This is a genomic window from Chryseobacterium aquifrigidense, assembly GCF_006716485.1.
Lineage (GTDB): Bacteria > Bacteroidota > Bacteroidia > Flavobacteriales > Weeksellaceae > Chryseobacterium > Chryseobacterium vietnamense.
Map to the genome: position 1 here is coordinate 1,054,905 of NZ_VFPD01000001.1, position 24,186 is coordinate 1,079,090.

Below are 24,186 nucleotides of genomic sequence, written 5' to 3' on the forward strand. Positions count from 1 at the left end.
GAAAACGTTTTAACAGAAACTAATATGAAGCCTTTAGCCAGCATCTTAACCATTAGATACTAATGATTACAGAAAGATTTATTAATTCTCTAACAATAACCTCATGAAAGTATATACATTTATTCTGATTCTATTGATTTTTTTTCCGATACCCGCCGTACAGGCTCAACAAACAGTATGGGTCAGTCAGCAGGAAAAGGGAAGTCTGTACAGTATTCAGGATAGTGTAATGATCCGTACAAAAGATGGAGAGGAGATTTCTGCAATTGTGGTAAGTAAAAAAGATGACCATACTCCACGACCTGTCATATTACAATTCACAATCTATGTTCGGGATCAGGGACGCGATATGCAGTCGCTTAAAGAAGCTGCAGATAGAGGTTATGTAGGTGTTATGGCGTATACAAGAGGAAAGCGCTTCAGCAAATCTGAAATTTATCCGTATGAAACTGATGGAAAAGATGCCTATGATGTCATTGACTGGATCAGCAAACAGCCATGGTGTAATGGCAAAGTAGGAATGTATGGAGGAAGCTACAATGGTTTCACACAATGGGCAGCAGCAAAAAATCTTCATCCTGCACTGAAAACGATTGTTCCTTACGTTGCCAATCGTCCGGGAATGGGACTTCCCATGGAAAATAATATTTTTATCAATCCCAATTACGAATGGTCTTTTTACGTAAGCAATAATAAATATCTGGATAATAAAACGGGGGATGACAGGAAGAGGTTCCGTGATATGATGTTCAGATGGTGGGAAACCGGAGTAGCCTACAATAAAATGGACAGTATTGATGGTACACCAAACCGGCTTTTTCAGCGTTGGATAAGTCATCCTGCCTTTGATTCTTATTGGCAGAATATGGCTCCGTATAAAGAAGATTTTGCAAGGATTACTATTCCCGTATTGGCATTTGACGGTTATTATAATGATTCTCAGAATTCAGGAATTTATTATCTGCGCGAGCTCAATAAATACAGTCCCCACACTCCGGTTTATCTGGTGATTGGGCCTTATGGTCACTTTGGAACACAAATGGGGGGACAGGAAGTTATCAATGGATATACAGTCAGTAAAAATGCTTTATTCCCTATCAAGGAATACACATATCAGTGGCTGGATTATATTCTGAACGGTACAGAAAAACCGGCTTTTCTGAAAGATAAAATCAATTATCAGGTCATGGGAACGGATGAATGGCGAAGTGCAGCTTCACTGGAGGCTATGCATAACACTTATTTGAAATTCTATCTAAGTTCGTATAAAGTCAGCAATAATGAGTATTTGCTAAGACGAAATAAGCCTGAACCCAATCAGTTTTTGATTCAGAAAATAGATTTTGCAGATCGTACAATCAATAATAATGACTATTATCCTGATCCTGTTATTCGGGAAAGTGTATCCGATAACGGTTATATTTTCATGAGTGACCCTCTGGATGCTATGATTGTGAACGGATCATTTTTAGGAAATATAAAACTGAGTATCAACAAAAAAGATGTAGATCTGGGAGTTACCCTTTATGAACTCACACCTGGAGGCCAATATTTTCATCTTTCCTATTATATCGGCCGTGCGAGCTATAGCAAAGACAATACTAAAAGAAAATTGTTGACCCCAGGTAAAAAAGAAACCATCATATTTGAAAATACCCACCTGATCAGCAAACAGCTGCAGAAAGGAAGCCGGTTGGTAGTGGTGCTGAATGTCAACAAAAATCCTTTCTCAGAACTGAACTATGGAAGCGGAAAAACAGTAACCACGGAAACCATTGCCGATGCAAAAGAACCCTTGATTGTCCAATGGTTTAATGATAGTTTTGTTGAGGTTCCTGTTTTAAAATAACCAATATTTCCATATGATTAAGACTATTATAAATGATGATGAGAAATTTTTAAAAATTCTACATGGGCTAAATACACAATTTTATCATAAGGTCGTCACCACAAAACAAATTGAAAATTATATCAATAGTCAGTCAGGACTAGATTTTAATGCTGTGTTTGATCAGTATCTGAGAACTACCCAAATTCCAGTACTGGAATATTTTATAAAAGACCATCAATTGCAGTATCGATTTACAAATTGTATTCATAATTTTTCAATGCCAATGAAGATTATCGGTATTGAAGACTGGTTTTCACCAAGTACTTCCTGGCAGTCATATGATTTGGGAAATACATTTATTGATCAAGTTGATATTGATCCTGATTTCTATATAAAAAAGTTGAAAGTAAAAGAATAACTTTTAAAGTTGTAATATAGCTGTAGAGATTTAATCAGGTGGTAATTTTAAAACAGCGGTCCCGGCTGTATATATACGAAAAAGTGTTAATTTTTTTTAATCGAATGATTATTCGTTTATATTTGCAGAGTGAGATTAAAAGATGACAAAAAAGAACTGATCATTCGCCGGGAGGCCATAAAGATGATCGTGGAAAATGGCTTTGATGGGTTTAGTATGCAGAAACTGGCAAAAAAGGCTGCCATATCTCCATCTACCATTTATGTTTATTTTAAAAACCGTGAAGATCTGGTGAATCAGCTCTATATTGAGGTACATAATAAATTTGAAAGGGAAGCATTGATCGGGTTTGATGCTCAGTTAAAGTTTAAAGAAGGATTGTGGCTTCAATGGAAAAACCGACTTGAAAATATCTTACAAAATCCTTTGGAATACCGTTTCCATGAACAATTCAGGAATTCGCCACTAATCAATACAAAGGGCATCCAGCAAACTGTTTTCAGGAAAATAATGAGTGACTTTGTTAAAAACGCTGTGATGCGTAAAGAGATACCGGATTTACCAGTTGAAGTGTTTTGGACTGTCGCTTATGGACCTTTTTATACACTCATCAAATTCCATCTTGATAAAGCTACGATGTCCGGTAAGCCATTTTCATTAACTGCCCAAAATTTACGGCAAACTTTCGAGCTGGTCGCAAAAGCTTTACAAACATAAAAAATTTTAATTTTTAATCGAATGAATGTTCGATAATATATAACCATTTAAATTGATACTATGACAATTAATCACTTGAACCTCGTCGTTACCGATGTACGTAAATCGGTTCTTTTTTTTGAGAAATATTTTGAGTTCACTTGTGAGCTTATAAAAGGAGAACACATAATTGCTATATTAAGCAATAAAGAAAATTTTACGCTCGTCCTGATGAACAGTAAAAATGAAGATACCACCTATCCAAAAGACTTCCATATAGGTTTTATTTTAAATCACCTGGATGAGGTTGATGATCTGTATCAAAAATTGATTAAAGATGGTATAGCAATACAGCAGTCACCCAGAAAAATTAGGAACAGCTATGCTTTCTACTTCTGGTTCGAAAATATATTCATTGAAGTAGGGCATTACCTTTCCTGGATGTAAGCAGCTGGAATAGAATATTTTTAATTGTTCTTTGTATTAGAAACCTGAATTTGAGTCCTAAAGGATTGCTTGGAGAAAAATACTAAGAATACCATTCAAAATAAGCTTTTGTAAAGTTGATCAATCCATCTTTAAGCAACTTTAATTGCACTTCATTTTCAATATCTGCTGACAAATTTTTAAATTAATTTGATAATATTACAAAATGACCTATTTTTAGTATTTTATTACAAAAATACTATTCAATGCCGAAAAAAATTATAAGAAATCTTCAAATAGGAGTAGTTATTTCTTTGATACTTCTGATTGCTAGTTCTATAGCATCTTATATAAGCATACATAAGCAGATGGAGAATAGAGAAAACTTATTAAAAAGTAAGGAATCTATTAGCCTGGCAAAAGATATCTTAAATACTCTTTTAGATGCTGAAACGGGTAATCGGGGATATCAGCTTACCGGACAGGAAAATTTTCTTGAGCCTTTCAATGAAAGCAGGAATGAATATCCGCAGTTTGTTTCTCACAAAGATAGACTTAATCTTAGAGATAAAGATCAGATTAACGTCCTAAATGAATTGCTGCATACTTCAGAAATGTTGATGAAAGAATATGCCTTGCTTATTGAGAACCGTAAAAAAGGAATAGTAGTGAGTCCGGAAGAACTTGTACAAAACAAGAAGGCTATGGACAGATGCCGCATGCTCGTTCAGAAATTTGTACAACAGGAGGAAGTTCAACTTGCCATAAAAAACGAAGATCTGGACAAATCTTCCAATTGGACTGTTTTGTTTATTATCTTTTCTGCCATTGCTGCCATTGGTGTAACCGTTTTTGTTTATATACAACTAAAATCTGACCTTATCCGGCGTGGTAAGTTAGAAAACGATCTGTTTTATACCAAGGAAATGCTTGAGGAAACAGGCTCAGTAGCCCAGGTAGGAGGTTGGGAAGCCAATATGAAGACCAGAAAGCTCTTCTGGTCTCAAAGTACAAGGGAAATCCACAAAGTAGAAAATAATTTCCAGCCTACTTTTGAAAATGCTTTTGAATTTTACAGAGGAAAGAGTAGTGAGAGAATAAAATATCTTTTTAACAGGGCAATACAACAAGGAATTCCTTTTGATGAGGAGCTTCAGCTTTTGCGTAATGATGGCGCTACGATCTGGGTAAGAGTAAAAGGTATTCCTGAATTTGAAGATGATACCTGTAAAAGGGTTTTCGGAATCATTCAGGATATTGATGCCTTCAAAAAAATGTTTCTTGAGGTTACCCGGAAAGAGGCTATAATGAAGTCTTTTGCCACTGATGTTCCTGTTCCTTTGGCGATGTTTGATAAAGACCTTAACTATATTGCTGTAAGCAGCAGATGGAGAGAGGAATTTAATATGAATAATGTAGATCTTATCGGTAATAATCTTTTCACAATATCACCGAATATTCCCAAAGAACGAAATGATATCTATAACAATGCGCTGTTGGGAAAAACATACATCAACAGTGACTTTATGTTAAAGGTGGAAGGAAAAGAAGAAATTCAGCATTACGACCTTAAAGTCGGACCTTGGTATCTTACAAAAGATGAAGTAGGGGGCGTAATTATTTCCATCCAGAATATTACAAATGCTGTAAAGATAACTGAAGAGCTGAAAAATGCCAAAGAAACAGCAGATATAGCCAGCAAAGCAAAATCCGAATTTCTTGCTAATATGAGTCATGAGATCAGAACTCCTTTAAACGGAGTTATTGGATTTTCAGATCTTCTCCTCACAACACCACTGAATGAAACACAGAAGCAATATCTGAATTACATCAATGAGTCAGGAGAAAATCTTCTGAGCATCATCAATGATATATTGGATTTTTCTAAAATAGAATCCGGAAAAATGGAGCTTTTGATTGAAAAATGTGATGTTTATGATATGTTGAGTCAGGTAATCAATGTTATTATTTATCAGTCCCAGAAAAAAAATATCGAACTTCTTCTCAATATTGAACCGGGCCTTCCAAAAATACTTTTTACCGATGAAGCAAGGTTAAAACAGATCTTGATTAATCTTTTGGGGAATGCTGTGAAATTTACAGAAAAGGGAGAGATCGAGCTAAAAGTAGAGAAATTACGCATGGATGATAACATCATTGCTTTGCGCTTCTCGGTAAGGGATACAGGGATCGGTATTCCTGTTGAGAAACAGAAATACATTTTTAATGCCTTTACTCAGGAAAACAGTTCCATCAGTAAACGATATGGTGGCACGGGTCTGGGGCTTACGATCTCGAACAATATCCTGGGATATATGGGAAGCCATTTGTCACTGAGCAGTACAATGGAAAAAGGTTCTGTATTTTTCTTTGATATTGAGATTCCTTACGAGATCCCTCAATTGAAAGAGGAGGAGGAAATAACTATTAAGACGGCCCTGGTGGTTGATGATAATGAAACCAACAGGATCATTCTTGAGCACATGCTTACCTATAAAAATATCAAGTCTACCTTAGCTTCCAATGGGATGGAAGCTTTAGAGATCCTGTTGAAAGGAGAGCGGTTTGATGTGATCCTGATGGATTATCATATGCCTGTTATGTCCGGATTGGAAACAATAGATAAAATAACGGGGCTGTTCAATCAGCGAAATGAGACTTCTCCGTTTATAGTACTTTCTTCTTCCTCTGAAGAGCTGGGCATACTTAGTTCAGTCAGGAAAATAGAAAATGCACATTTACTGTTGAAACCCATCAAATCACATGATCTATACAAAACTTTAAAAACGGTAGACCAAAGTAATAAAGTAGAAATTACGAAGGATCAGTCTGAGAAAGTTTCGCCTGTATTTGCCTCAGAATTAGAAGTGCTTTTGGTTGATGATAACGTCGTGAATATGGTCCTGAATAACAGAATAATGAAATCTCTTGCTCCCGGTATACATCTAACGGAAGCAGTCAATGGGCTGCAGGCTTTGGAAGAATGCAGGAAAAAACAGTTTTCCATTATCATGATGGACGTACAGATGCCGATAATGAGCGGTATTGAGGCAACACAAAATATTAGAATGCTGCCGGGATATGAACATGTCCCTATCATAGGCGTTACAGCTGGAAATGTGCTGGGTGAAAAAGAAAAGTGCATTGAAGCCGGAATGAATGATTTTCTTCCCAAACCTATAAGGCAGGCGGATCTTCTTGAAGTACTTAAAAAATATATTAGCATTTAAAATTTATGAAAAAAATAGGGCTCGGTTTCTTTTGTTAACTAGGTGACAATATATTTTGAATATAGTCATAATATTATTTTATTAATAAAAAGTAACTAACCATGAATTTTTATGATCTGCGTCATAAGAAAGTATTAACTATTTCACCATATTTGGAATAATAAAACTATCCATGAAATAAGGACAACATAAAAACTTGTTAAACTAAAAATTACCAAAGATTATGATAGACTTATTTTCACTAAAAGGCAAGAGGAAAGACATTGTCATAATGTACTTTAAAAAAAAGATGTATAGACTGATTGATAAAGGCAGATGGATTACAGTTATGATCTACAAATGGTACAAAACGATGACCATATCCTGTTTGGTTTCCAATGATCTGGTATCTTTAATTATTGTCAGAACACGGATTACGCCATTTTACGAAAAGTATACAGTACTGTAGACTCTTATTGATTTACTGATTCTTACTTGGGATAACCCTTGGATAACACAAAATTAGTGTTATCCCGATGAACCGTATCCCTGAACATCCACTGTAACAATACCAAAACACCAAAATCTTTTAATATGAAAACGCAAACAATTTCTTTTACAGGAAAACTTTTTATGATGTTAATGGCTTTCCTTACTGTATTTTCAGTTAGTGGGCAGGTTGGGATCAATACAACAACTCCTCACCCCAGCTCTATTTTAGATCTTAATTCCACAACCCGCGGGCTTCTGCCTCCCCGTCTGACAACATCGCAGAGGATTGCTATTGTTTCGCCTGCGGATGGACTAGTCGTGTACGATACTACCCTCAAATTGCTTTATTATTATGCCGCCAATACGGCAGCGTGGTATCCTGTAGGAAGTAATACCTCCGACAGATTAAACTTTAAACTCATAAAGTCTACTGATGTTTTAGCCACGGTACTCGCAGCGGAGCTAAGTGCAGGAGGAGGAGCAAAGTACCTTTTGAATGCTGATACATTATATGAAATTAATGGACAGGTAGTTTTTGACAAACCGATAGAGCTTAATAATGCTTATGTACATGGGCTTGATACCAATAATGATATTATTGTCAGGACCACCGGAAATATTTTCGAAGGATCTACAGGTGGAAGCATTAAGAGTGTTACCCTTAGTGCAGCATCGGGAAGTGTTTTTAATATATCAGGTACTGCTACCCAGAACCTTATTTTCAGAGATAGTGTAGTAGCAAACTCGAGCAGTGTGGGAACCATTTCGGGGCTTGGACTGGTGTTTCTCAGTATTATCCAGTTTGTTGGAAACAGCAATGGTATTACCTATAATAATATCGGGCAGCTTCTGCTCAGCAATATGGGATGGGCGGCTAATAATTCAGGTACCTATGAAAAGCTTACGGGAACCTTTACATCGGTTGAAAAACAGGGAGGATTCAGCCAGGTCAATGGCTCAGCCATCGGTTTTGATGTTTCTACAAGCGGGCTAACCATTACAGGAGATGCGGTGATAGAATCCGTTGTATTTACAGGAACCAATACAGCAGGGTATGTTAAGCCTTATACTACAGGAACGTATTCCGGATATAATTTTAATAACAGCTGGACGGTAAGAGCCGCAGGACTTCCTACTGAAGCGGATACCAATGCAGTCGGAGATTTTTCAGTAGATTATACAGTGGGGACGGGAATAGGTGTGAGTTTTAACAGTTCTAATCCCAGCAATATTGTAAAAATCGGTACTGCTTCATCTGTTTCTACTTCTTCAAATCTTTTCAGATTTACTACGGATGGAGTTCCTAACAGACTAAAGTACGTCGGGAAAAAGAAAAGAATTTTCCAGGTAACGGGTTCTGTGTCATTCCAGGTGCCCGCTGCCGGAACTTATATCATCTATATCGCAAAAAACGGAACTGCAATCAGCCAGTATAAAGTATATGGACGAGGAGCTGCTATAAATGATATTGTGGTAGTGCCTATCAACGGTACAACCGAATTATCCACCAATGATTATATTGAAATATTTGCACAACGTTATACAGGGATAATAGGGGATATCGTAGTACCTAATATGACAATAACAATTAAATAATTGTATTATTTTCTGAACTCAATTATACACACCATTTAGAGGGTTAAAAATATAACCGCGCGGTTAAAAATGTAATTCTTTTTGTGTGGTTCAGTACAACCGATATAAAAAAATGTTTTTTTATATCGGTTTTGACATGTAAAAGTAATTGAATTTCAATTACTTTTTGTTTACATTTCGGGATCTTCCCTGCAGGTTATGCGCACTGTCTGAAACTGCAGCGTTGATATTGCCCGTACCATTACCTGTATTATTATTACTGGTTTTTCTTCCTCCGACGTGAGTCTTTGTATTAATACTGTCATTGCTTGTTTTAATACTTTGAGTATCTCCAGCTGTTGAAACTGCAGTATCAGAGTAATTCTTCTGAGGGTAGGCGGAGTCGTTAGCAGAGACATTATTTGTTGTATCCTTTTTTTTACATGCCGAAATAATGAAACCTGCTGCTGCTATTGATAAAAATAATTTTTTCATAATATATTGTATGGGTGTATGGGTTGAAAATCAAATTTCGAAATTTAACTTTAGGAATGATATGAGCAAGATCATAATAGTACAGATCTTAAAGATGGATTTGAACCGATAATAAAAAGACATTCATATTTATAGATAGTGTAAGCAGATGCTGACAACTCAAGGATATGTACTGTGTAAAAGTCAGACATGTTCTGGAAAAATGGTTAAAATGCCATGGTTGTTTTGTGTAATAAACAGGAAGCCAAGTTGCTACTTCTAGTTTTTGTAGCCTCACCAGGAATCGAACCTGGATCTAAAGTTTAGGAAACTTCTATTCTATCCATTGAACTATGAGGCCTGGGTTTGAATCATAAAAATACAAATTATTTAATAATCAGCAATAATACAGGAATGGCGATCGGGAAAAGGATACTTGTATTTTTTGTGCTTTTTGAGAAAGAAAAATTATTTGAAAATTATTTAAAAAGGGTATATGGATAAAAGAATCTGCCCTTTAGAGGCAGATCCAGTAGATAAATACATCTCATTTTTTTAATTAGACAACAATAAAAAGCACAGCCGACAATGCTGTGCTTAAATTTTTATTTCAAATTTAATTGCAATTTCAAGAGTAGTAAGAAAAGCAAATAAAGTTTCCACTTCGATGTTTATTACATAGTAAATGTAGTAATAATTTTAATACGAAATATGAATTTAATGTTAAAATTCACAAGTTATCCACATTTTTTTGTGGATAAGTCTGGGGTTAATTTAAAATCCAGGTTTTTGCCGTCTCAATATCCATGTCCTGACCCTCTTGGGATTCTACCGGAACGTCCGGATCAATTTTCCCATAGTAGACTTTCCCGTTTCGGTCCATCTCATAAGAAGAAGCCAGGGCAAAGCTTTTACCGTCACTTAATGGATAAATACTGTTGGCCGAAGTGTATCCTGCCGATGGTTTCCCAAAGAGTTTTACATTGCTTTTTCCAATAAATGCAATTGTTGTAGCTTCTCCGGAACTTGCCGTATTCGGGCCTATCAGAACGGCAATTTTAGCCTGTCCGCTTTTAAGGCTATAAGGTTCTGCAATTTTGTTATCACCAAACTTTCTGTCCTTATAAATCCATGGAGATTTTTGGTCTTTATAAACAAAATACCCCAATGTTCCTTCTCCAATCAGGCTTCCGAGACCTCCGATCATAGGATACATATTTCCTCCTGTATTCCCTCTCAGGTCTACAATCCAGCCTTTAATTGTATTTTCAGAGTCCAGCTTTTTAATCATATTGTGGATCTGTAAGGCAAAATCATTTCCAACCTCTTTGTTTAAGGATCCAAAACCGGGAACTGAAATATAGCCAATATTCTGGTCTATCAGTCTTGAATCGGGTTTTGTCTCAATGGTATTGCTTTTCTTTTGCTTTTCTGAACGTTCTTTACCGGAAATAAATGAATGATTATCACCAGCCTGCCTTAGATTTTGCAAAATATACCGTAATGCCGGGGTAGTATCATCAATGGTTTTCATGCCTTTTGAAAGATACTGAAGATTGGTGTCAATATTTTGCCAGTCTAATTTATCTGAAAAGATCGAATTCTTTTTTACAATATTCTTAAAGTCCTGAATATATTTTGCAGATGCTTTTGAAGGCTCTTCATTTGAAAATGGAATTGTATTCATTTCAAAATGGTCAAACCAAACCGTTCCGTTTCCTGAGAATACACCTCCGAGAAGAAGACTCTTTACATTTTTATCAACAGTGAAAACCAAAGAATATTTTGTCCAGTCTTTATTGACGGCTATAGCATTTTGCTGTGATTCTGAATTTCCAAAGTCCATCATTTCTCCATTTTCATCCTTAACCTGAGTCCATAGATTAATTTTTCCCTTCGTATTTTCAGATTTTACATAAGCACTGATTTCTATTTTCTGTAATTTCTGAATGTCAAGAGGAACCTTTTGAGAAAAAGACTGAAAGTTTTTGGCATTATCAGCCTTTCCTGTAAGCTGCATGGAGGCTTTCCCTCCGAAATATTGTGCGTAATCTATTTTCCCTTCGTATGAATCTGCTTTTTTTACATTCCACTGGTTAGGTAATCCATCGGTCATGTTTTCAAAACCGGCATTTTGTATCTGAGCATCCACTGAGCAGAACAGAAATGCTGCTATAATCGTGAAGGACAATTTTTTCATAGTTATTAATTTTGGCTAAAATAAAAAACTTGCCAACAAATATATGCTCCATTAACAAAATTTTAGTAATGCTTTAGAAGGATTAACAGTTTATCATTAAAAAGGTCTTGGAGAAAGTAAGGTCTGAATCTACTTTATGAATTGTTTTTACGTAAAAGAATGATCTTAGCTCATCTGCAAATATATGAGGTAATTCCAATGCAGCAAAGTGACCGCCTTCATTCATCTTTTTAAAGCTGGTTACGTTAACAAAACGGTCTGCCCATTCTTTTGGAAACTGAGCTTCGCGGGGAAATACAAGCACTCCCGCAGGAACATTGCTTTTTTGATGAACCTGTGCGCCGCTCCATAAAGCTGCTGCATCTTCTTTGTACATTCTCGCAGAAGATCCTATAGTCTGAGTAACCCAGTAGATCATAATATTGGTCAACAATTCATCTTTTCCTCCGAATGCCGTTTCAATCAGTTCCGGAGGAGCTCCTGCATTGGTAAAGCTTATGATCCAGCCTGCAAGACCAATAGGAGAGTCATTAAGGCCATAGGCCAGAGATTGTGGTTTGGTAGACTGTACCATGGCGTATGCACCTTCGCTGTACCACCAGCGCTGGACAAACTGGGCAAATTCCTGTTCAGCTTCACTCATAGTGGCAGGATCTTCCTGACCGGTAGGATAGCCTACGTCTGTAAGGTGAACAGCTTCCAGTACTTCAGGATATTTCGAAGTTAATGCTTTTACCACTCCCATGCCTATATCTCCTCCGGCAGCACAGAATTTTTCATAACCCAGCACTTCAGTCATCAGTTTTTTCCAAAGGTCTGCAACTCTTTCGCTGCTGACCGCTGTTTTATCAGAAAAGCCAAATCCCGGAAGGGAAGGAATAACCAGATCAAAACTCTGTTCTCCTTCTGTAAGTAAGGGAATGATTTTATGAAAACGGTAATAGCTGTCCGGCCAGCCATGAGTGAGGATTAGCGGTTTTGGATTGGGACCTTTTCCCCTCACGTATTGAAAATGAATCAAAATTCCGTCTATCAGAGTGATATATTGGGGATGTTGGTTTAATTGCTGTTCATGCATTCTCCAGTCATAATCGTTAATCCAGTAATGGACCAGTTTTTTGAGATAAGTTTCGTTGGTTCCGGAGTTCCAGCCGGAGCTTTCAGGTTCTCCTGGCCATCGGGCGTTTTGCAGACGGTTTTTTAAATCGGTTATAACCGCTTCGGGGATGTTTACAGTAAATGGTTCCATATTATAATATTTTATTTGGTGTAAGTTTATTTATGGAAAATTCTGATAATAAGAAGGTTATCAAAGTTAAAAACTTTCTCTTTTAATCAATGTTGTCAGAATCATAATTTTTTTGATTTTTTAATGAGGGAAAAAATGTAACTTTAATTCATTAAAATCTCGTAATACATATTACTGTAGTCAGGTTACTTTTTTAACCTGAACATCTTAGGTTCAATTTTCTGAACCCTATACATTTATTATATCATATTTAAAAGCAAAGACAATGTGTTATTTGCTGTATCACCGGTCATTAGCGGTTATTCTGCTTTTGATTATTGATATTTAATACTAAAAAAAATCATTATGAAAACCTATAAAATTGCCGTAATCGGCGGAACCGGAAAATCCGGACAGTATCTGGTACAAAACCTACTTGCGAAAGGATATCAACTTAAACTTTTATTAAGACATCCCGAGAATTTTACCCTTCAAAATCCATTAATTGAAGTTGTACAGGGAGATGCAAGAGATGAAACAGCGATCTATCAATTGATTGAAGGAACTGATCTTGTCATAAGTACTTTAGGTCAGCCAAAAGCAGAGAAGTCTATATTCAGTGATGCTGCAAAAAATATTATCTCTGTAATGAACCAACATGGGATCACCCGATATATTGTAACGACAGGTTTGAGTGTAACTACATTATCCGATCATAAAAATGAAAGAGTAGAAATGGCTACGGAATGGATGTATCAGAACTATCCTGAAACTACCACTGATAAACAAAAAGAATATGAACTCCTTTTGGAAAGCAACCTCGACTGGACATTGGTAAGACTGCCGCTGATTCATCTTACAGACGAGAATTTTCCAACGGAAACAAGCCTCGCAGACTGCAAAGGTGAAGGCATCAGTGCAGCAGATCTGGCAGCGTTTTTAGCTTCCCAGATTGAAGATTCTGAGTTTATCAGGAAAAGTCCGTTTTTGTATAATCTGAAAGAGTAAAGAATCTATAAAGAAGAAGCTGTCACAATTTTGTCATTCTGAATGAAACGAAGTGTAATGAAGAGTCTTATATCATTGGTTTTAATGAGATTCTTCCTTCGTCAGAATGACAATTGTGGCAGTTTTTTATTGGGTGTTAAGGTTTTCTATTTCTTACGGCCATACATCAGAATGCGCTTAAATGCATAAATAGCCGGATATTTCGTAAACCTTTTGGCTATACGAGATTTAAATTCAGAGATGAAGTTTTCTTTCTGTTCTCCTTCAAGACGCTCTAAATAAGGCAATAATGCTGTTCCAGAAATAAACTCATATAAGGATTGGTGATCATCTGCAATAATAGGATAGACCTTCTGAAATATTTCTATATCCTGAATTCCGTTATCGAATAATATCTGGGCATAATCGTCCATTGAAAGCACCGGAGAATCACGGTTAAAATAATTTAATTGGGATGCATAAGGCTCCTCATTTGCCATTTCCGTTAGAATCTGGTTTAGAATATTTTCTTTCTGAACGGGCATTTGTATGGCTAATTGTCCATTTTGTGAAAGCAGTCCAATGATTTTAGGAAATAAAGTTTCATGATTATCAGCCCACTGTAAAGCGGCATTACTGAAGACAAGATCCCACTTTTGATCAGCCTGCGCTGCTTCTTCAATGCTCTGAAGTTTAAAGTGTAAATGATCGTTTTCAAATTTTTTAGATTTTTCAAGCATTTCTGCTGATGAATCAATTCCCAGGAATGTAGAGCCAGTCAGTTTTTCCGTAAGGATAGAGGTCTGTTCTCCGGTTCCACAGCCTAAGTCAATCGCTTTTATATTGTTTTCGGGCTTAATTAATGCTGCTAAATCATAAAATGGTTTGTAACGTACATCTTTATACTGATCATATAATTCGGGATTCCAGGGCATAAAATAATTTTGTATTGGGTTAATAAGTTGAATAAAGATAGGTAATCTCAATAAAAAACCGGCTGTTTCAAAACAGCCGGTTTTAGTTATTGTTCTAATTTTTCTTTGATATATTTTGCCGTATAGGACTTTTTATTTTTCGTCAGATCTTCAGGAGTTCCTGCAAATACAACTTCTCCACCGTGTTTTCCTGCTTCCGGGCCGATATCAATAATATAATCGGCACATTTGATAATGTCAGGCTGATGCTCAATAACAATCACCGAATGTCCAAGATCAATCAATGCCTGTAATGATTTCAGTAATTTCTGAATATCATGGAAGTGAAGCCCTGTGGAAGGTTCATCAAAGATGAATAACGTCTTGTCTGTTGTAACCCCTTTTACAAGGAATGAAGCCAGTTTCACACGCTGTGCCTCACCACCGGAAAGGGTAGAAGAGCTCTGTCCCAGCTGCAGATAGCCTAAACCTACTTCCTGTAAAGGTCTCAACTTCGTTACGATCTTCTCTTCATTATTATCTTTAAAGAATTCCAATGCTTCATCTACGGTCATATGAAGAATATCAGAGATGTTTTTCTCATCAAATCTCACTTCAAGGATTTCATTTTTGAATCGTGTTCCTTTACAAACTTCACATTCAAGCTCAATGTCTGCCATAAACTGCATGGAAACATTGATCACTCCTTCTCCTTTACATTCATCACATCTTCCGCCATCTACATTGAAAGAGAAATGTTTAGGTTTATAACCCATCATTTTAGCCACTTTCTGCTTGGCAAAAAGATCACGGATGTCATCGTAAGCTTTTAGATAAGTTACAGGGTTTGAACGGGAAGATTTTCCAATCGGGTTCTGATCAATCAATTCAATATTTTTGATCAGTTTTTTCGGAAATTCTACAGAATCATAATCTCCTTTTTTGCCGCCCATTCCCAGTTGAATCTGGATATCATTGGTAAGGATTTCTTTCATCAAAGTAGATTTTCCGCTTCCTGAAACTCCTGAAATGACAACCAGACTTTCCAAAGGAACGTCTACGTCAATATTTTTAAGGTTATTCTGACGGGCTCCTTTAATATGAATCCATTCTTTTCCTTTTCTTCTTTTCTTCGGAACTTCTATTTCAAGCCTTCCGGTAAGATATTCTGAAGTAAGCGTGTTTGCTTTTTTCAGATCTTTATAATCTCCTGCAAATACCAGTTCGCCACCAAGATAACCAGCTTCCGGACCGATATCAATAATATAATCCGCAGCTCTCATCACATCTTCGTCGTGTTCTACTACAATAACGGTATTTCCTAGATCACGAAGGTTTTTCAATACTTCGATCAGGTTTTCTGTATCTTTAGAATGCAGTCCGATAGAAGGCTCATCCAGGATGTAAATAGAACCTACCAAAGAACTCCCTAGGCTGGTTGCCAAGTTAATTCTCTGACTTTCTCCTCCCGACAACGTATTGGATGTTCTGTTTAATGTTAAATACCCTAATCCTACCTTTAATAAAAATTCCAGACGGGTCGTGATTTCGTAAATTAGTCTTTTGGCGACTTCCTTGTCATGATCTGATAGTTTTAATCCATTGATTACCGGAGCAAGTTCATCCAAAGGAAGTTCAATCATGGACTGAATATTGTGTCCGTCTACTTTTACCCAGCTTGTTTCTTCACGAAGTCTCAATCCTTCACACGTTGGGCAAAGGGTTTTTCCTCTGTAGCGGGAAAGCATTACTCTGTACTGGATCTTATAAAGGTTTTCTTCAAGCATTTTGAAGAAATTATTGATGCATGGGAAATTACTCCTGCCGTCACCTTTCCAAAGGAAGTTTTTCTGTTCTTTTGTTAATTGGTGATAAGGTTTGTGGATAGGGAAGTCACCAGCTTTTTTGATGAAATCTTTTTTCCATTCGCTCATCGTTTCTCCTCTCCAGCAGACAACGGCATCTTCGTAGATGGATAATGTTTTATTAGGAACTACAAGATCTTCATCAATTCCGATTACTTTTCCATATCCTTCACATGCCGGACATGCTCCGTATGGGTTGTTGAAGCTGAAAAAATGAACGTTGGGTTCAAGGAATTCCATTCCATCCAGTTCGAACTTATTAGAGAATTCTTTTACTTTTTCAGTATCGGTGTTCTTTAATGAACAATATCCACGTCCCTCATAGAATGCCATTTGAATAGAATCTGCAAGTCTTTGTAAAAAGCTTTCGTCTTCCTCGTATGAGAAACGGTCAATCACAAGATTGATAGTCATTCCTTTTTCCGGAGCAAAACCAAAACTTTCCAGATCTTCAATCCCTGCTACGTTTCCATTGATTTCAAGTCTTGTGAAACCAGCCAGTTTTAAAACGTTCAGCGTTTCTTTAAAATTGTCAGCATCATATTCAAGAGGAGCGGTCAATAGAAAAGAAGTGTCTTTTTTTGAAGCTTTGATGAAGTCAATCACATCAGAAACTGAATCTTTCTTCACTTCTTCTCCCGAAACGGGTGAAAAGGTTTTCCCGATCCTCGCAAATAAGAGCTTCATATAATCGTAGATCTCTGTAGAAGTTCCCACTGTAGAACGCGGATTTGAAGAAATCACTTTCTGCTGGATGGCAATAGAAGGGGCGAGTCCTTTGATATCATCTACTTTGGGTTTTTCTAATTTTCCCAAAAACTGACGGGCATAAGAACTTAAACTTTCAACATACCTTCTCTGTCCTTCTGCATAAATAGTATCAAAGGCCAAAGAGGATTTACCACTTCCTGAAACTCCTGTAATAACAATGAGTTTATTTTTCGGAATCAGGACGTCTATATGTTTCAGATTGTTAAGATGTGCATTCTTAACGAAAATCTGTTTTTTTATATCTATTTCTGTTGTGTTAGCCATATTTTTATTCATATAAAGACTGCACAGCATTAAGGCTGTCAGTAATGGTGTTTTGCCACAAATATTCTGTGGGCGGCATCAATTGAACTTTTACATATATTCCTGGATTCATCCGAAACCTGTGGCTGCATTTTTATGAATGCTGACAAAAATTACTGTTGAAAAAGAATACTTTCATCGTAAAATTAAGACCCACAAAATTACGAAATTTTAGCGAAAAATTTACGCTTATCTTATTGTTAAAAATTGTTATTATCAACATAAAATGAGAAGCCTAAAACGGAAATATATCTGTTGATGGATGATAAAAATAAATGTTTTTTGTGGACTTAATTTTATTTTACAGTGTTTTATATAATTTTTTAAAATTTATTGTGTTTTTTTTCTTAACTATTGTTTTATGTTGTAAAATTATTTAAAATTGTACCTGTAAATATGTAATATAGAAATGAGAAAATTATTCAGAGATCTAGTTACACATTTAATGAGAAAAAGATAGAAATTACTCCCTCACAAAGATGCAGCCCAAACGCTGCATCTTTTTTTATGACAACTATCATTTGCCTGTCTTCATGAACTCCCTTACTTTTGGACTTTGTTAAAAAACTACGGAAAACGATTATGATCAAAAAGATAGGAAGTGCTTTTTTTCTGGGATCTTTACTTTGGGTAAATGCACAGGAAAAGACAACAGATATTGAAAGCATTGAATTTCAGGGAAAATTTATCTCTACACCTTATAAAAGTGCTAATCAGAACATCAGTGTTATCACCAGAGAAGACATTGTAAATTCTCCGGCTAAAAGTATTGATGAAATTCTTCAGCAGATACCTGGGATGGATATCAGAAGGAGAGGAGCCAATGGGGTACAGAGTGATATAGGTTTCCGGGGAAGTTCTTTTGAGCAGGTTCTTCTGTTGTTGAACGGAATCAGGATGAATGATTCCCAAACCGGACATAATAATATGAATATTCCAGTAGATCTGGATGATGTAGAAAAGATAGAAATCATAAAAGGCCCTGCAGCAAGACGTTTCGGACAGAATGCCTATGCCGGTGTTATTAATATCATCACCAAAACTACACCCGGGAAAAAAGTAAAGATCAGTGCTGAAGGAGGAGATTACAGTACTTATGGGCTGGGATTTAACGCCCAGATCGGAAATGAGAAGTTTACGAACTCCCTTCAGGCGAATTCTGCTTCTTCAGATGGCTATATGTTCAATACCGATTATGAGATCAGAAATGTATTTTATCAGGGAAAACTCAATATCAAAAACGGAGATGTGAGAATTCAGGCCGGGTTTTCTGAAAAGAAATTCGGAGCCAATGGTTTCTATGCTTCCAGTGCAGCTACCAAGCAGTATGAGGAAACACAGGCATCTATTGTAAGTGTGGCCCATCAGCAGACTTTCGGAAAGCTTAAACTTAATTCTAATGTATACTGGAGAAGAGGCCAGGACATGTACCTGTATGACAGATGGAATCCTGATTTTTACCGAAATATGCACATCGGAAATAATGTAGGTGGAGAAGTCAATTCCAGTTATCAATGGGGATTGGGAACAACAGGAATTGGGGTTGAATTGAGAAAAGAATTTTTAGTAAGCAGTAACTTAGGAGACAGAAACCGTTTTGTTTCCCAGGTTTTCTTTGAACATCATTTCTCATTACTGGATAAAAAGCTAAATATCAGTCCGGGAATTTCATGGGCTAATTATTCTAAAGAAGGAAATTTCTTTTATCCGGGACTGGATGTAGGTTATAACTTTAATGCCAATGCTAAAATCTATGGAAATATTGCAAAAGTACACCGTGTACCCACTTTTACCGAACTTTATTATGTAAGTAAAACGGAACAGGGAAACCCGGATTTACAGCCTGAAAATGCAATTTCTTCCGAGGTAGGATATCAATATCAAAACAACAGGATCTTAGCTAAAATCAGTGGATTTCTAAAGAATTCCAGCAACTCTATTGACTGGGTGAAAAAAGATTTGAGCGATAAAGTATGGTATGCTCAGAATGTGGGAGATATCAAGACCAAAGGGATCGAAGCAGAGTGGAGCCACAGACCGACTGACTGGTTAAAATACACCGTTGGTTATACTTATATTGACAGTAAATATGAAGAGAAAAACGGGGTGGTTTCAAGATATGTTTTAGATAATCTCAGACATCAGTTTGTTTCCAAATTAGAGTTGAAGTTCCTGAAAAACTTTACCAATGAGCTTGTTTACCGTTACAATGAAAGAGTGAATTTGGGAACTTATAATCTTGTTGATGAGAAACTTAGCTTTGCTAAAAAAGATTATTCGGTTTATGTATTGATTAATAATGTGACCAATACAAAATATACCGAAGCATTTGGTGTAGGAATGCCGCAAAGGTGGTTCCACATTGGGTTTTCTTATACAATTAATATTAAGTAGGTGTTAATTTAATATTAATGAAAGTTAATATTAACAAATTGTTAAAAAATATACATTTGCAAAAATTTTTTATGAAACGTCTTATAGGATTAGGTTTACTACTCGGAATTTCTTTTTTTAAAGCACAGGAACATATTTCCAGCTTCAATGCAGTGACTCTGACCTATAAGTTTCATCCGAAGTTTTTCCTTTATGCAGAAGGGCAGATGCGTGGTAACGAAGATTATACCTATCCTGATTATTATGAAATAAAAGGAGGATTAGGGTATAATCTTACCAAAAACCACAAACCTTTTGTTGGGCTTGGAAGATATGTGAACTACAAAGAGCATAGCCTGAGCAGAGAAGAGTTCAGAGTATGGCTTCAGGATGTTATTGATGTCAAAAAAGGCATCGTAAAGTTTGAAAACCGTTTTCGTGTTGAAAAGAGCTGGTTTTACGAACCCAAAACGGATCAGACTTCCCAAAGAATGCGTTACAGATACCGTCTGAACGTAAGTGTTCCTTTAAACGCCAAAACGATCAAAAAAGGAACTGTTTTCGCCAATGCTTATGACGAGGTGTTCTTCGTCTCTCCGATGAAGCCTACTTTCGCGAGAAACAGAGTCTATGGCGGTTTCGGCTATCAGATTGATGATTATTTTGGTATTGTGAGCGGATATCTGTGGCAGCGTGAATTTGAAGCAAAAGGAAACAAAAATTTACATTTCGTTTACCTTGCGTTAAACATCAATATCGACGGAACAGATCATCACACAAAAACTTACGATTTCCCGGGTGCGGATTAATATTTCTCTATCAGATAACGGTAGGCTTTCAGATATTTATTAAATCTTTTGATGTCTTTAGGAGTAAGCTCTCTGTTTACTCTTCTGAGATCCATATTATCACGAAGGTCATTCAGTTTTACAGCAACGGATAGGAGAGATCTTTCTGTTCTTTTGATGAATTCATCATAATCTTCTTCCGGATCAAGCTTTGTAAGGCAGCTGATGGCAAAAATAATATATTCGGGGAATCCTTCAGATCTTAAATAATCAAGACTGAATTCCAATGGGTGATCTTCTACAACGTCGTGCAGGACTCCTACGATCTTTTCATCCAGTGTTTTACCATAGTTCATCACACGCATTACGTGGGCAATGTATGGAGCATGGTATTTATCGGTTTGTCCCTTATGAGCCTTATCGGCGATTTTGATTGCTTTATTCAGTAATTCTTCTTTTGTCATTTCTAATGAAAAATAGAGTACAAAAATAAAAAATGCCTTAAAAAAATAAGACATTTTATGAAGAATATTTTATATGATTTTAAAAGTTTGTTTCATCCTCTATATGAGCGTGTGGAGCATTGTGTTTTACGGATTCTATTCCGTTTTCCATGCCATTGTCAGATTCATACATCTGGCTGGTTCCGATGATCTGTCCGTTTCCTGCTTTTAGATTAAAGTAACATCTGCCGTCATTGGCTGTATTTCTTTCAAATTTTGCATCTTCCTGAGCATTGATTTTTACGGATCCGATTCCGCTTTCACAGGAAGGTTTGGTACTGTATCCCTGACTGGTTAAAATAACCTGCCCGTTTCCTGCTTTTAGATTAAACTGGAAGTCTCCATTCGTTCTTTTAGAGATAATAAATTTTCCCATGGTAATAGTTTTTAGTTTGTGTTGTGTTTATTTGGATGGCATTATCTTTTTCCTGCTTACCTGAAGCTTATCAGGTGTAATCGAATTTAGAATTTTATATTGTGAATAATCCTTTGAAGGTTCTTTTAAAGCAAGATAAAGAGCAGTATCCTTAGGCTTAACTGTCAGTATTTTATAAAGCTCTTTTTGAGAATGCTCGGGTTTCACAGCAAAATATCCCGGGAATTTTATTTTGGAAACGATTTTTGTTGTATCAATCTTTGGAACAGGGATTACATTTTCTGTTTTTTGTGCTGAGAAAGCCACTGAAATAAGGAGTATCGGAAATAATAAAGTTCTCATGTGTTAGTTAATTTAAAATAAAAATAATCATTTTTTTTGAATTAATCCATTGAAAACATGGAAATCCAATGATAACCATAATAAATATGGGTGAAAACAAAAGCGCCCCAAAGTTGGGACGCTGAATCAAATTTATGTTATTAAAGACTAATAAGCTCCTTTCTCAATATAGTGAGCTGCCACTTTTTCAGTAAGTGCCACTACATTCGGATGGTTGGTGTATTTAGTGAATCTTCTCAAACCAGAAAGCATCATTCTCTGCTCATCTCCTTCAGCGAAAGAAACGATTCCTTCTTTAGCCGCAGTGATGATTTTCTCAACCGCTTTGTAAAGGTTCAACTGAGCCATAGCTGCTTCCACAGATTCAGGAGAGAAATGCTTCTCAGCTCTTAATACTGCAGATTCTGCCATGTAGATCTGGTTAAGGATTTCAGAAGCATTCAGTAATAAATGCTGTTGTTTCTCAATATCCATCATGTATTTCTGAAGAGCCGCTCCGGAAACCATTAAAAATACTTTCTTAAGGTTAGCGATAATTGCTTTTTCTTCACTCATGAATTCAGAATAATCAGGAACTTCGAATGAAGGAATACCCATTAATTCTTTGCTGATCGCCATGGCAGGAGATAAAAGGTCCAGTTCACCTTTCATTGCTCTTTTGATAAGCATTCCTACAGCTAATAATCTGTTGATTTCATTAGTACCTTCATAGATTCTTGAAATTCTTGAATCTCTCCACGCAGCTTCCATAGGAGTATCTTCAGAGAATCCCATACCTCCGTATACCTGAATTCCTTCATCTGCAGTGTGCTGAGCAAGGTCAGAAACGAATACTTTAAGGATTGAACATTCTACTGCGAATTCTTCAACACCTTTCAATTCTGCTTCCTGATGGCTTAGTCCACCTGCTACCAACTCGTCTATTTTATCCTGAACGTTTTTAGCAGCCCTGTAAGAACCAGCTTCACTTACGAAAACTCCCGTTGCCATTTCTGCCAGTTTCTTTCTGATCGCTCCGAAAGTAGCAATAGAAACACCAAACTGTTTTCTTTCGTTAGAGTACTGGATAGAGTGGTTTAAGATTCTTCTTTGTGCATCAAGACAAGCAGCAGCTAATTTGATACGGCCTACGTTCAATGCATTTAAAGCGATCTTAAAACCGTTGTTTCTTTCTCCTAAAAGGTTTTCCACGGGGATTTTCATATCATTGAAGAAAACCTGACGGGTAGAAGAGGCACGGATACCTAATTTATGTTCTTCTTCTCCGAAAGTTAAACTTTCTGGATTTTCAAGTTCAGATCTGTTGATTACGAAACCTGTGATATTTTTATCATCATCAATTTTAGCGAATAATGTAAATGTATCTGCAAATCCTGCATTAGAAATCCACATTTTCTGGCCGTTGATGATATAATGTTTTCCGTCTTCTGAAAGTTTTGCTTTTGTCTTTCCTGAATTCGCGTCAGAACCAGCATCCGGCTCTGTCAAACAGTAAGCCCCGAATTTTGTTCCTGTTGCCAAATCCGGAAGGTATTTTTTCTTCTGCTCTTCAGTTCCGTAAAGAACGATAGGCAGCGTTCCGATTCCGGTGTGTGCACCATAAGCTGTTGCTAATGAACCGGTAGTTCCGGAAATATAATCGCAGGCAAGCATTGTCGTTACAAAGCCCATTCCAAGACCTCCATACTCTTCAGGAACAGCAATTCCCAACAATCCCATGTCACCTAACTTACGCATTGTTTCTTCAGTAAATGCATAATCTTTCTTTTCGAATCGCTCTCTTTGAGGAACAACCTCTCTATCTATAAATTCCTTCGCAGAATCACGAAGCATTTTTTGTTCTTCATTCAGTTCTTCAATACTGAAAATTTCGTTTGCAGGAATCTGTTTGATTAGGAATTCCCCGCCTTTTAATGTAGCCATATGTTATTTTGTTATTTAATTTTTGAGACATTTTAGATAATAGACGGATAGATGATAGATTATTGGTGGCGTCTATTTTCTATCTGTCTATTATCTCCTAGTCTTTTTTTTCTTAGTTCCTGTTTAAGGTATTTTGAAATACCATTGTTGCTTTTTGAAATTCCTCAATCTTAATTTCAAAGATTTCAGTTTTTTCATCGGATAAATATTTTCTATGATTTGCTAACAATATCTGTGTTTGCAATTCAAATGAAGAACCTAAAGAAATATCTAAAAAATGACTAAAAGACTTATTTGTTCTGCTTGAACCTTCAGCTATATTTGATGGAATTGAAATAGCACATCTGTCCATTTGATTTTTCAAACCATATTTTTCATAAGTTGGAAAAGTATCTGTAAGATCTAAAGTTAATCTTGACAATTCCATACTCATTTGCCAAATTTTAAGCTTCTTAAAATTGTGCTTCTTAAAATCATTCATACATTTTTGGT

Annotated in this window: 20 protein-coding genes and 1 tRNA gene; 10 read left to right on the top strand and 11 right to left on the bottom strand. The window is 36.3% G+C overall.

The features are described from left to right. Positions 1 to 103 precede the first annotated feature (103 nt). From FB551_RS04670 to FB551_RS04695, 7 genes are all read left to right on the top strand, one after another. The gene (locus FB551_RS04670) at positions 104 to 1,849 is read left to right on the top strand and encodes a CocE/NonD family hydrolase (RefSeq protein ID WP_142015517.1); all 1,746 of its coding nucleotides are present in this window, start codon (positions 104 to 106) and stop codon (positions 1,847 to 1,849) included. A 13-nt stretch (positions 1,850 to 1,862) separates the two neighbouring features. After that, the gene (locus FB551_RS04675; protein ID WP_185150200.1) at positions 1,863 to 2,249 is read left to right on the top strand and encodes a hypothetical protein; all 387 of its coding nucleotides are present in this window, start codon (positions 1,863 to 1,865) and stop codon (positions 2,247 to 2,249) included. 129 nt (positions 2,250 to 2,378) lie between these two features. Next, on the top strand, positions 2,379 to 2,966 hold the full coding sequence (locus tag FB551_RS04680; RefSeq protein WP_142015520.1) for a TetR/AcrR family transcriptional regulator: 588 nt from the start codon (positions 2,379 to 2,381) through the stop codon (positions 2,964 to 2,966). A 60-nt stretch (positions 2,967 to 3,026) separates the two neighbouring features. Further along, positions 3,027 to 3,392 (top strand): VOC family protein, encoded by a 366-nt coding sequence (locus tag FB551_RS04685; RefSeq protein WP_047431139.1) that lies wholly within the window; start codon positions 3,027 to 3,029, stop codon positions 3,390 to 3,392. Positions 3,393 to 3,637: 245 nt separating this feature from the next. Continuing rightward, on the top strand, positions 3,638 to 6,601 hold the full coding sequence (locus FB551_RS04690) for a response regulator (protein WP_142015523.1): 2,964 nt from the start codon (positions 3,638 to 3,640) through the stop codon (positions 6,599 to 6,601). Between the two features lie 289 nt (positions 6,602 to 6,890). Then, positions 6,891 to 7,049, top strand: coding sequence for a hypothetical protein (locus FB551_RS23190; protein ID WP_156121424.1), 159 nt, complete (start codon positions 6,891 to 6,893; stop codon positions 7,047 to 7,049). Between the two features lie 125 nt (positions 7,050 to 7,174). Continuing rightward, positions 7,175 to 8,668, top strand: a complete 1,494-nt coding sequence (locus tag FB551_RS04695; RefSeq protein ID WP_226798620.1) for a hypothetical protein — start codon at positions 7,175 to 7,177, stop codon at positions 8,666 to 8,668. 159 nt (positions 8,669 to 8,827) lie between these two features. Here FB551_RS04695 and FB551_RS04700 read toward each other — a convergent pair whose 3' ends face one another. The 4 genes from FB551_RS04700 to FB551_RS04715 all read right to left on the bottom strand — a co-directional run bounded on the left by FB551_RS04700 (position 8,828) and on the right by FB551_RS04715 (position 12,570). Continuing rightward, positions 8,828 to 9,142 carry a hypothetical protein gene (locus FB551_RS04700; RefSeq protein ID WP_047431135.1) on the bottom strand — a complete coding sequence of 105 codons (315 nt, stop codon included), beginning with the start codon at positions 9,140 to 9,142 and terminating at the stop codon, positions 8,828 to 8,830. A gap of 268 nt (positions 9,143 to 9,410) precedes the next feature. Next, positions 9,411 to 9,482, bottom strand: a tRNA-Arg gene (locus FB551_RS04705). A 408-nt stretch (positions 9,483 to 9,890) separates the two neighbouring features. After that, complete coding sequence (locus tag FB551_RS04710; RefSeq protein ID WP_142015526.1) at positions 9,891 to 11,321, bottom strand: S41 family peptidase; 1,431 nt, start codon at positions 11,319 to 11,321, stop codon at positions 9,891 to 9,893. A gap of 82 nt (positions 11,322 to 11,403) precedes the next feature. Further along, positions 11,404 to 12,570: an epoxide hydrolase family protein gene (locus FB551_RS04715; protein ID WP_142015528.1), complete on the bottom strand. Its 1,167-nt coding sequence runs from the start codon at positions 12,568 to 12,570 to the stop codon at positions 11,404 to 11,406. Positions 12,571 to 12,915: 345 nt separating this feature from the next. Here FB551_RS04715 and FB551_RS04720 point away from each other — a divergent pair, with 345 nt between their 5' ends. Then, positions 12,916 to 13,557 carry an NAD(P)-dependent oxidoreductase gene (locus tag FB551_RS04720; protein WP_142015531.1) on the top strand — a complete coding sequence of 214 codons (642 nt, stop codon included), beginning with the start codon at positions 12,916 to 12,918 and terminating at the stop codon, positions 13,555 to 13,557. A gap of 146 nt (positions 13,558 to 13,703) precedes the next feature. On the opposite strand, the gene FB551_RS04725 is transcribed toward FB551_RS04720, so the two are convergent. Together FB551_RS04725 and uvrA are read right to left on the bottom strand one after the other, a co-directional pair. Beyond that, positions 13,704 to 14,471, bottom strand: coding sequence for a methyltransferase domain-containing protein (locus tag FB551_RS04725; protein WP_142015534.1), 768 nt, complete (start codon positions 14,469 to 14,471; stop codon positions 13,704 to 13,706). An 86-nt stretch (positions 14,472 to 14,557) separates the two neighbouring features. Beyond that, a complete protein-coding gene (uvrA, locus tag FB551_RS04730) occupies positions 14,558 to 17,350 on the bottom strand; it encodes an excinuclease ABC subunit UvrA (RefSeq protein ID WP_142015536.1) in 2,793 nt (930 codons plus the stop codon). Positions 17,351 to 17,971: 621 nt separating this feature from the next. Here uvrA and FB551_RS04735 point away from each other — a divergent pair. Beyond that, positions 17,972 to 19,783, top strand: coding sequence for a TonB-dependent receptor plug domain-containing protein (locus tag FB551_RS04735; RefSeq protein WP_142015539.1), 1,812 nt, complete (start codon positions 17,972 to 17,974; stop codon positions 19,781 to 19,783). Positions 19,784 to 19,854: 71 nt separating this feature from the next. Next, positions 19,855 to 20,571 carry a DUF2490 domain-containing protein gene (locus FB551_RS04740; RefSeq protein ID WP_047431122.1) on the top strand — a complete coding sequence of 239 codons (717 nt, stop codon included), beginning with the start codon at positions 19,855 to 19,857 and terminating at the stop codon, positions 20,569 to 20,571. Here FB551_RS04740 and FB551_RS04745 read toward each other — a convergent pair. The 5 genes from FB551_RS04745 to FB551_RS04765 form a co-directional block, all read right to left on the bottom strand. Then, complete coding sequence (locus FB551_RS04745) at positions 20,568 to 21,014, bottom strand: phosphohydrolase (protein WP_034694511.1); 447 nt, start codon at positions 21,012 to 21,014, stop codon at positions 20,568 to 20,570. The genes FB551_RS04740 and FB551_RS04745 overlap by 4 nt on opposite strands. A gap of 79 nt (positions 21,015 to 21,093) precedes the next feature. After that, positions 21,094 to 21,429 (bottom strand): YegP family protein, encoded by a 336-nt coding sequence (locus FB551_RS04750; RefSeq protein ID WP_047431119.1) that lies wholly within the window; start codon positions 21,427 to 21,429, stop codon positions 21,094 to 21,096. 27 nt (positions 21,430 to 21,456) lie between these two features. Beyond that, the gene (locus tag FB551_RS04755; RefSeq protein ID WP_047431116.1) at positions 21,457 to 21,771 is read right to left on the bottom strand and encodes a hypothetical protein; all 315 of its coding nucleotides are present in this window, start codon (positions 21,769 to 21,771) and stop codon (positions 21,457 to 21,459) included. Positions 21,772 to 21,918: 147 nt separating this feature from the next. After that, positions 21,919 to 23,694, bottom strand: a complete 1,776-nt coding sequence (locus FB551_RS04760) for an acyl-CoA dehydrogenase family protein (RefSeq protein ID WP_047431113.1) — start codon at positions 23,692 to 23,694, stop codon at positions 21,919 to 21,921. 112 nt (positions 23,695 to 23,806) lie between these two features. Next, the gene (locus FB551_RS04765) at positions 23,807 to 24,175 is read right to left on the bottom strand and encodes a four helix bundle protein (protein ID WP_142015541.1); all 369 of its coding nucleotides are present in this window, start codon (positions 24,173 to 24,175) and stop codon (positions 23,807 to 23,809) included. Between the last annotated feature and the right edge of the window lie 11 nt (positions 24,176 to 24,186).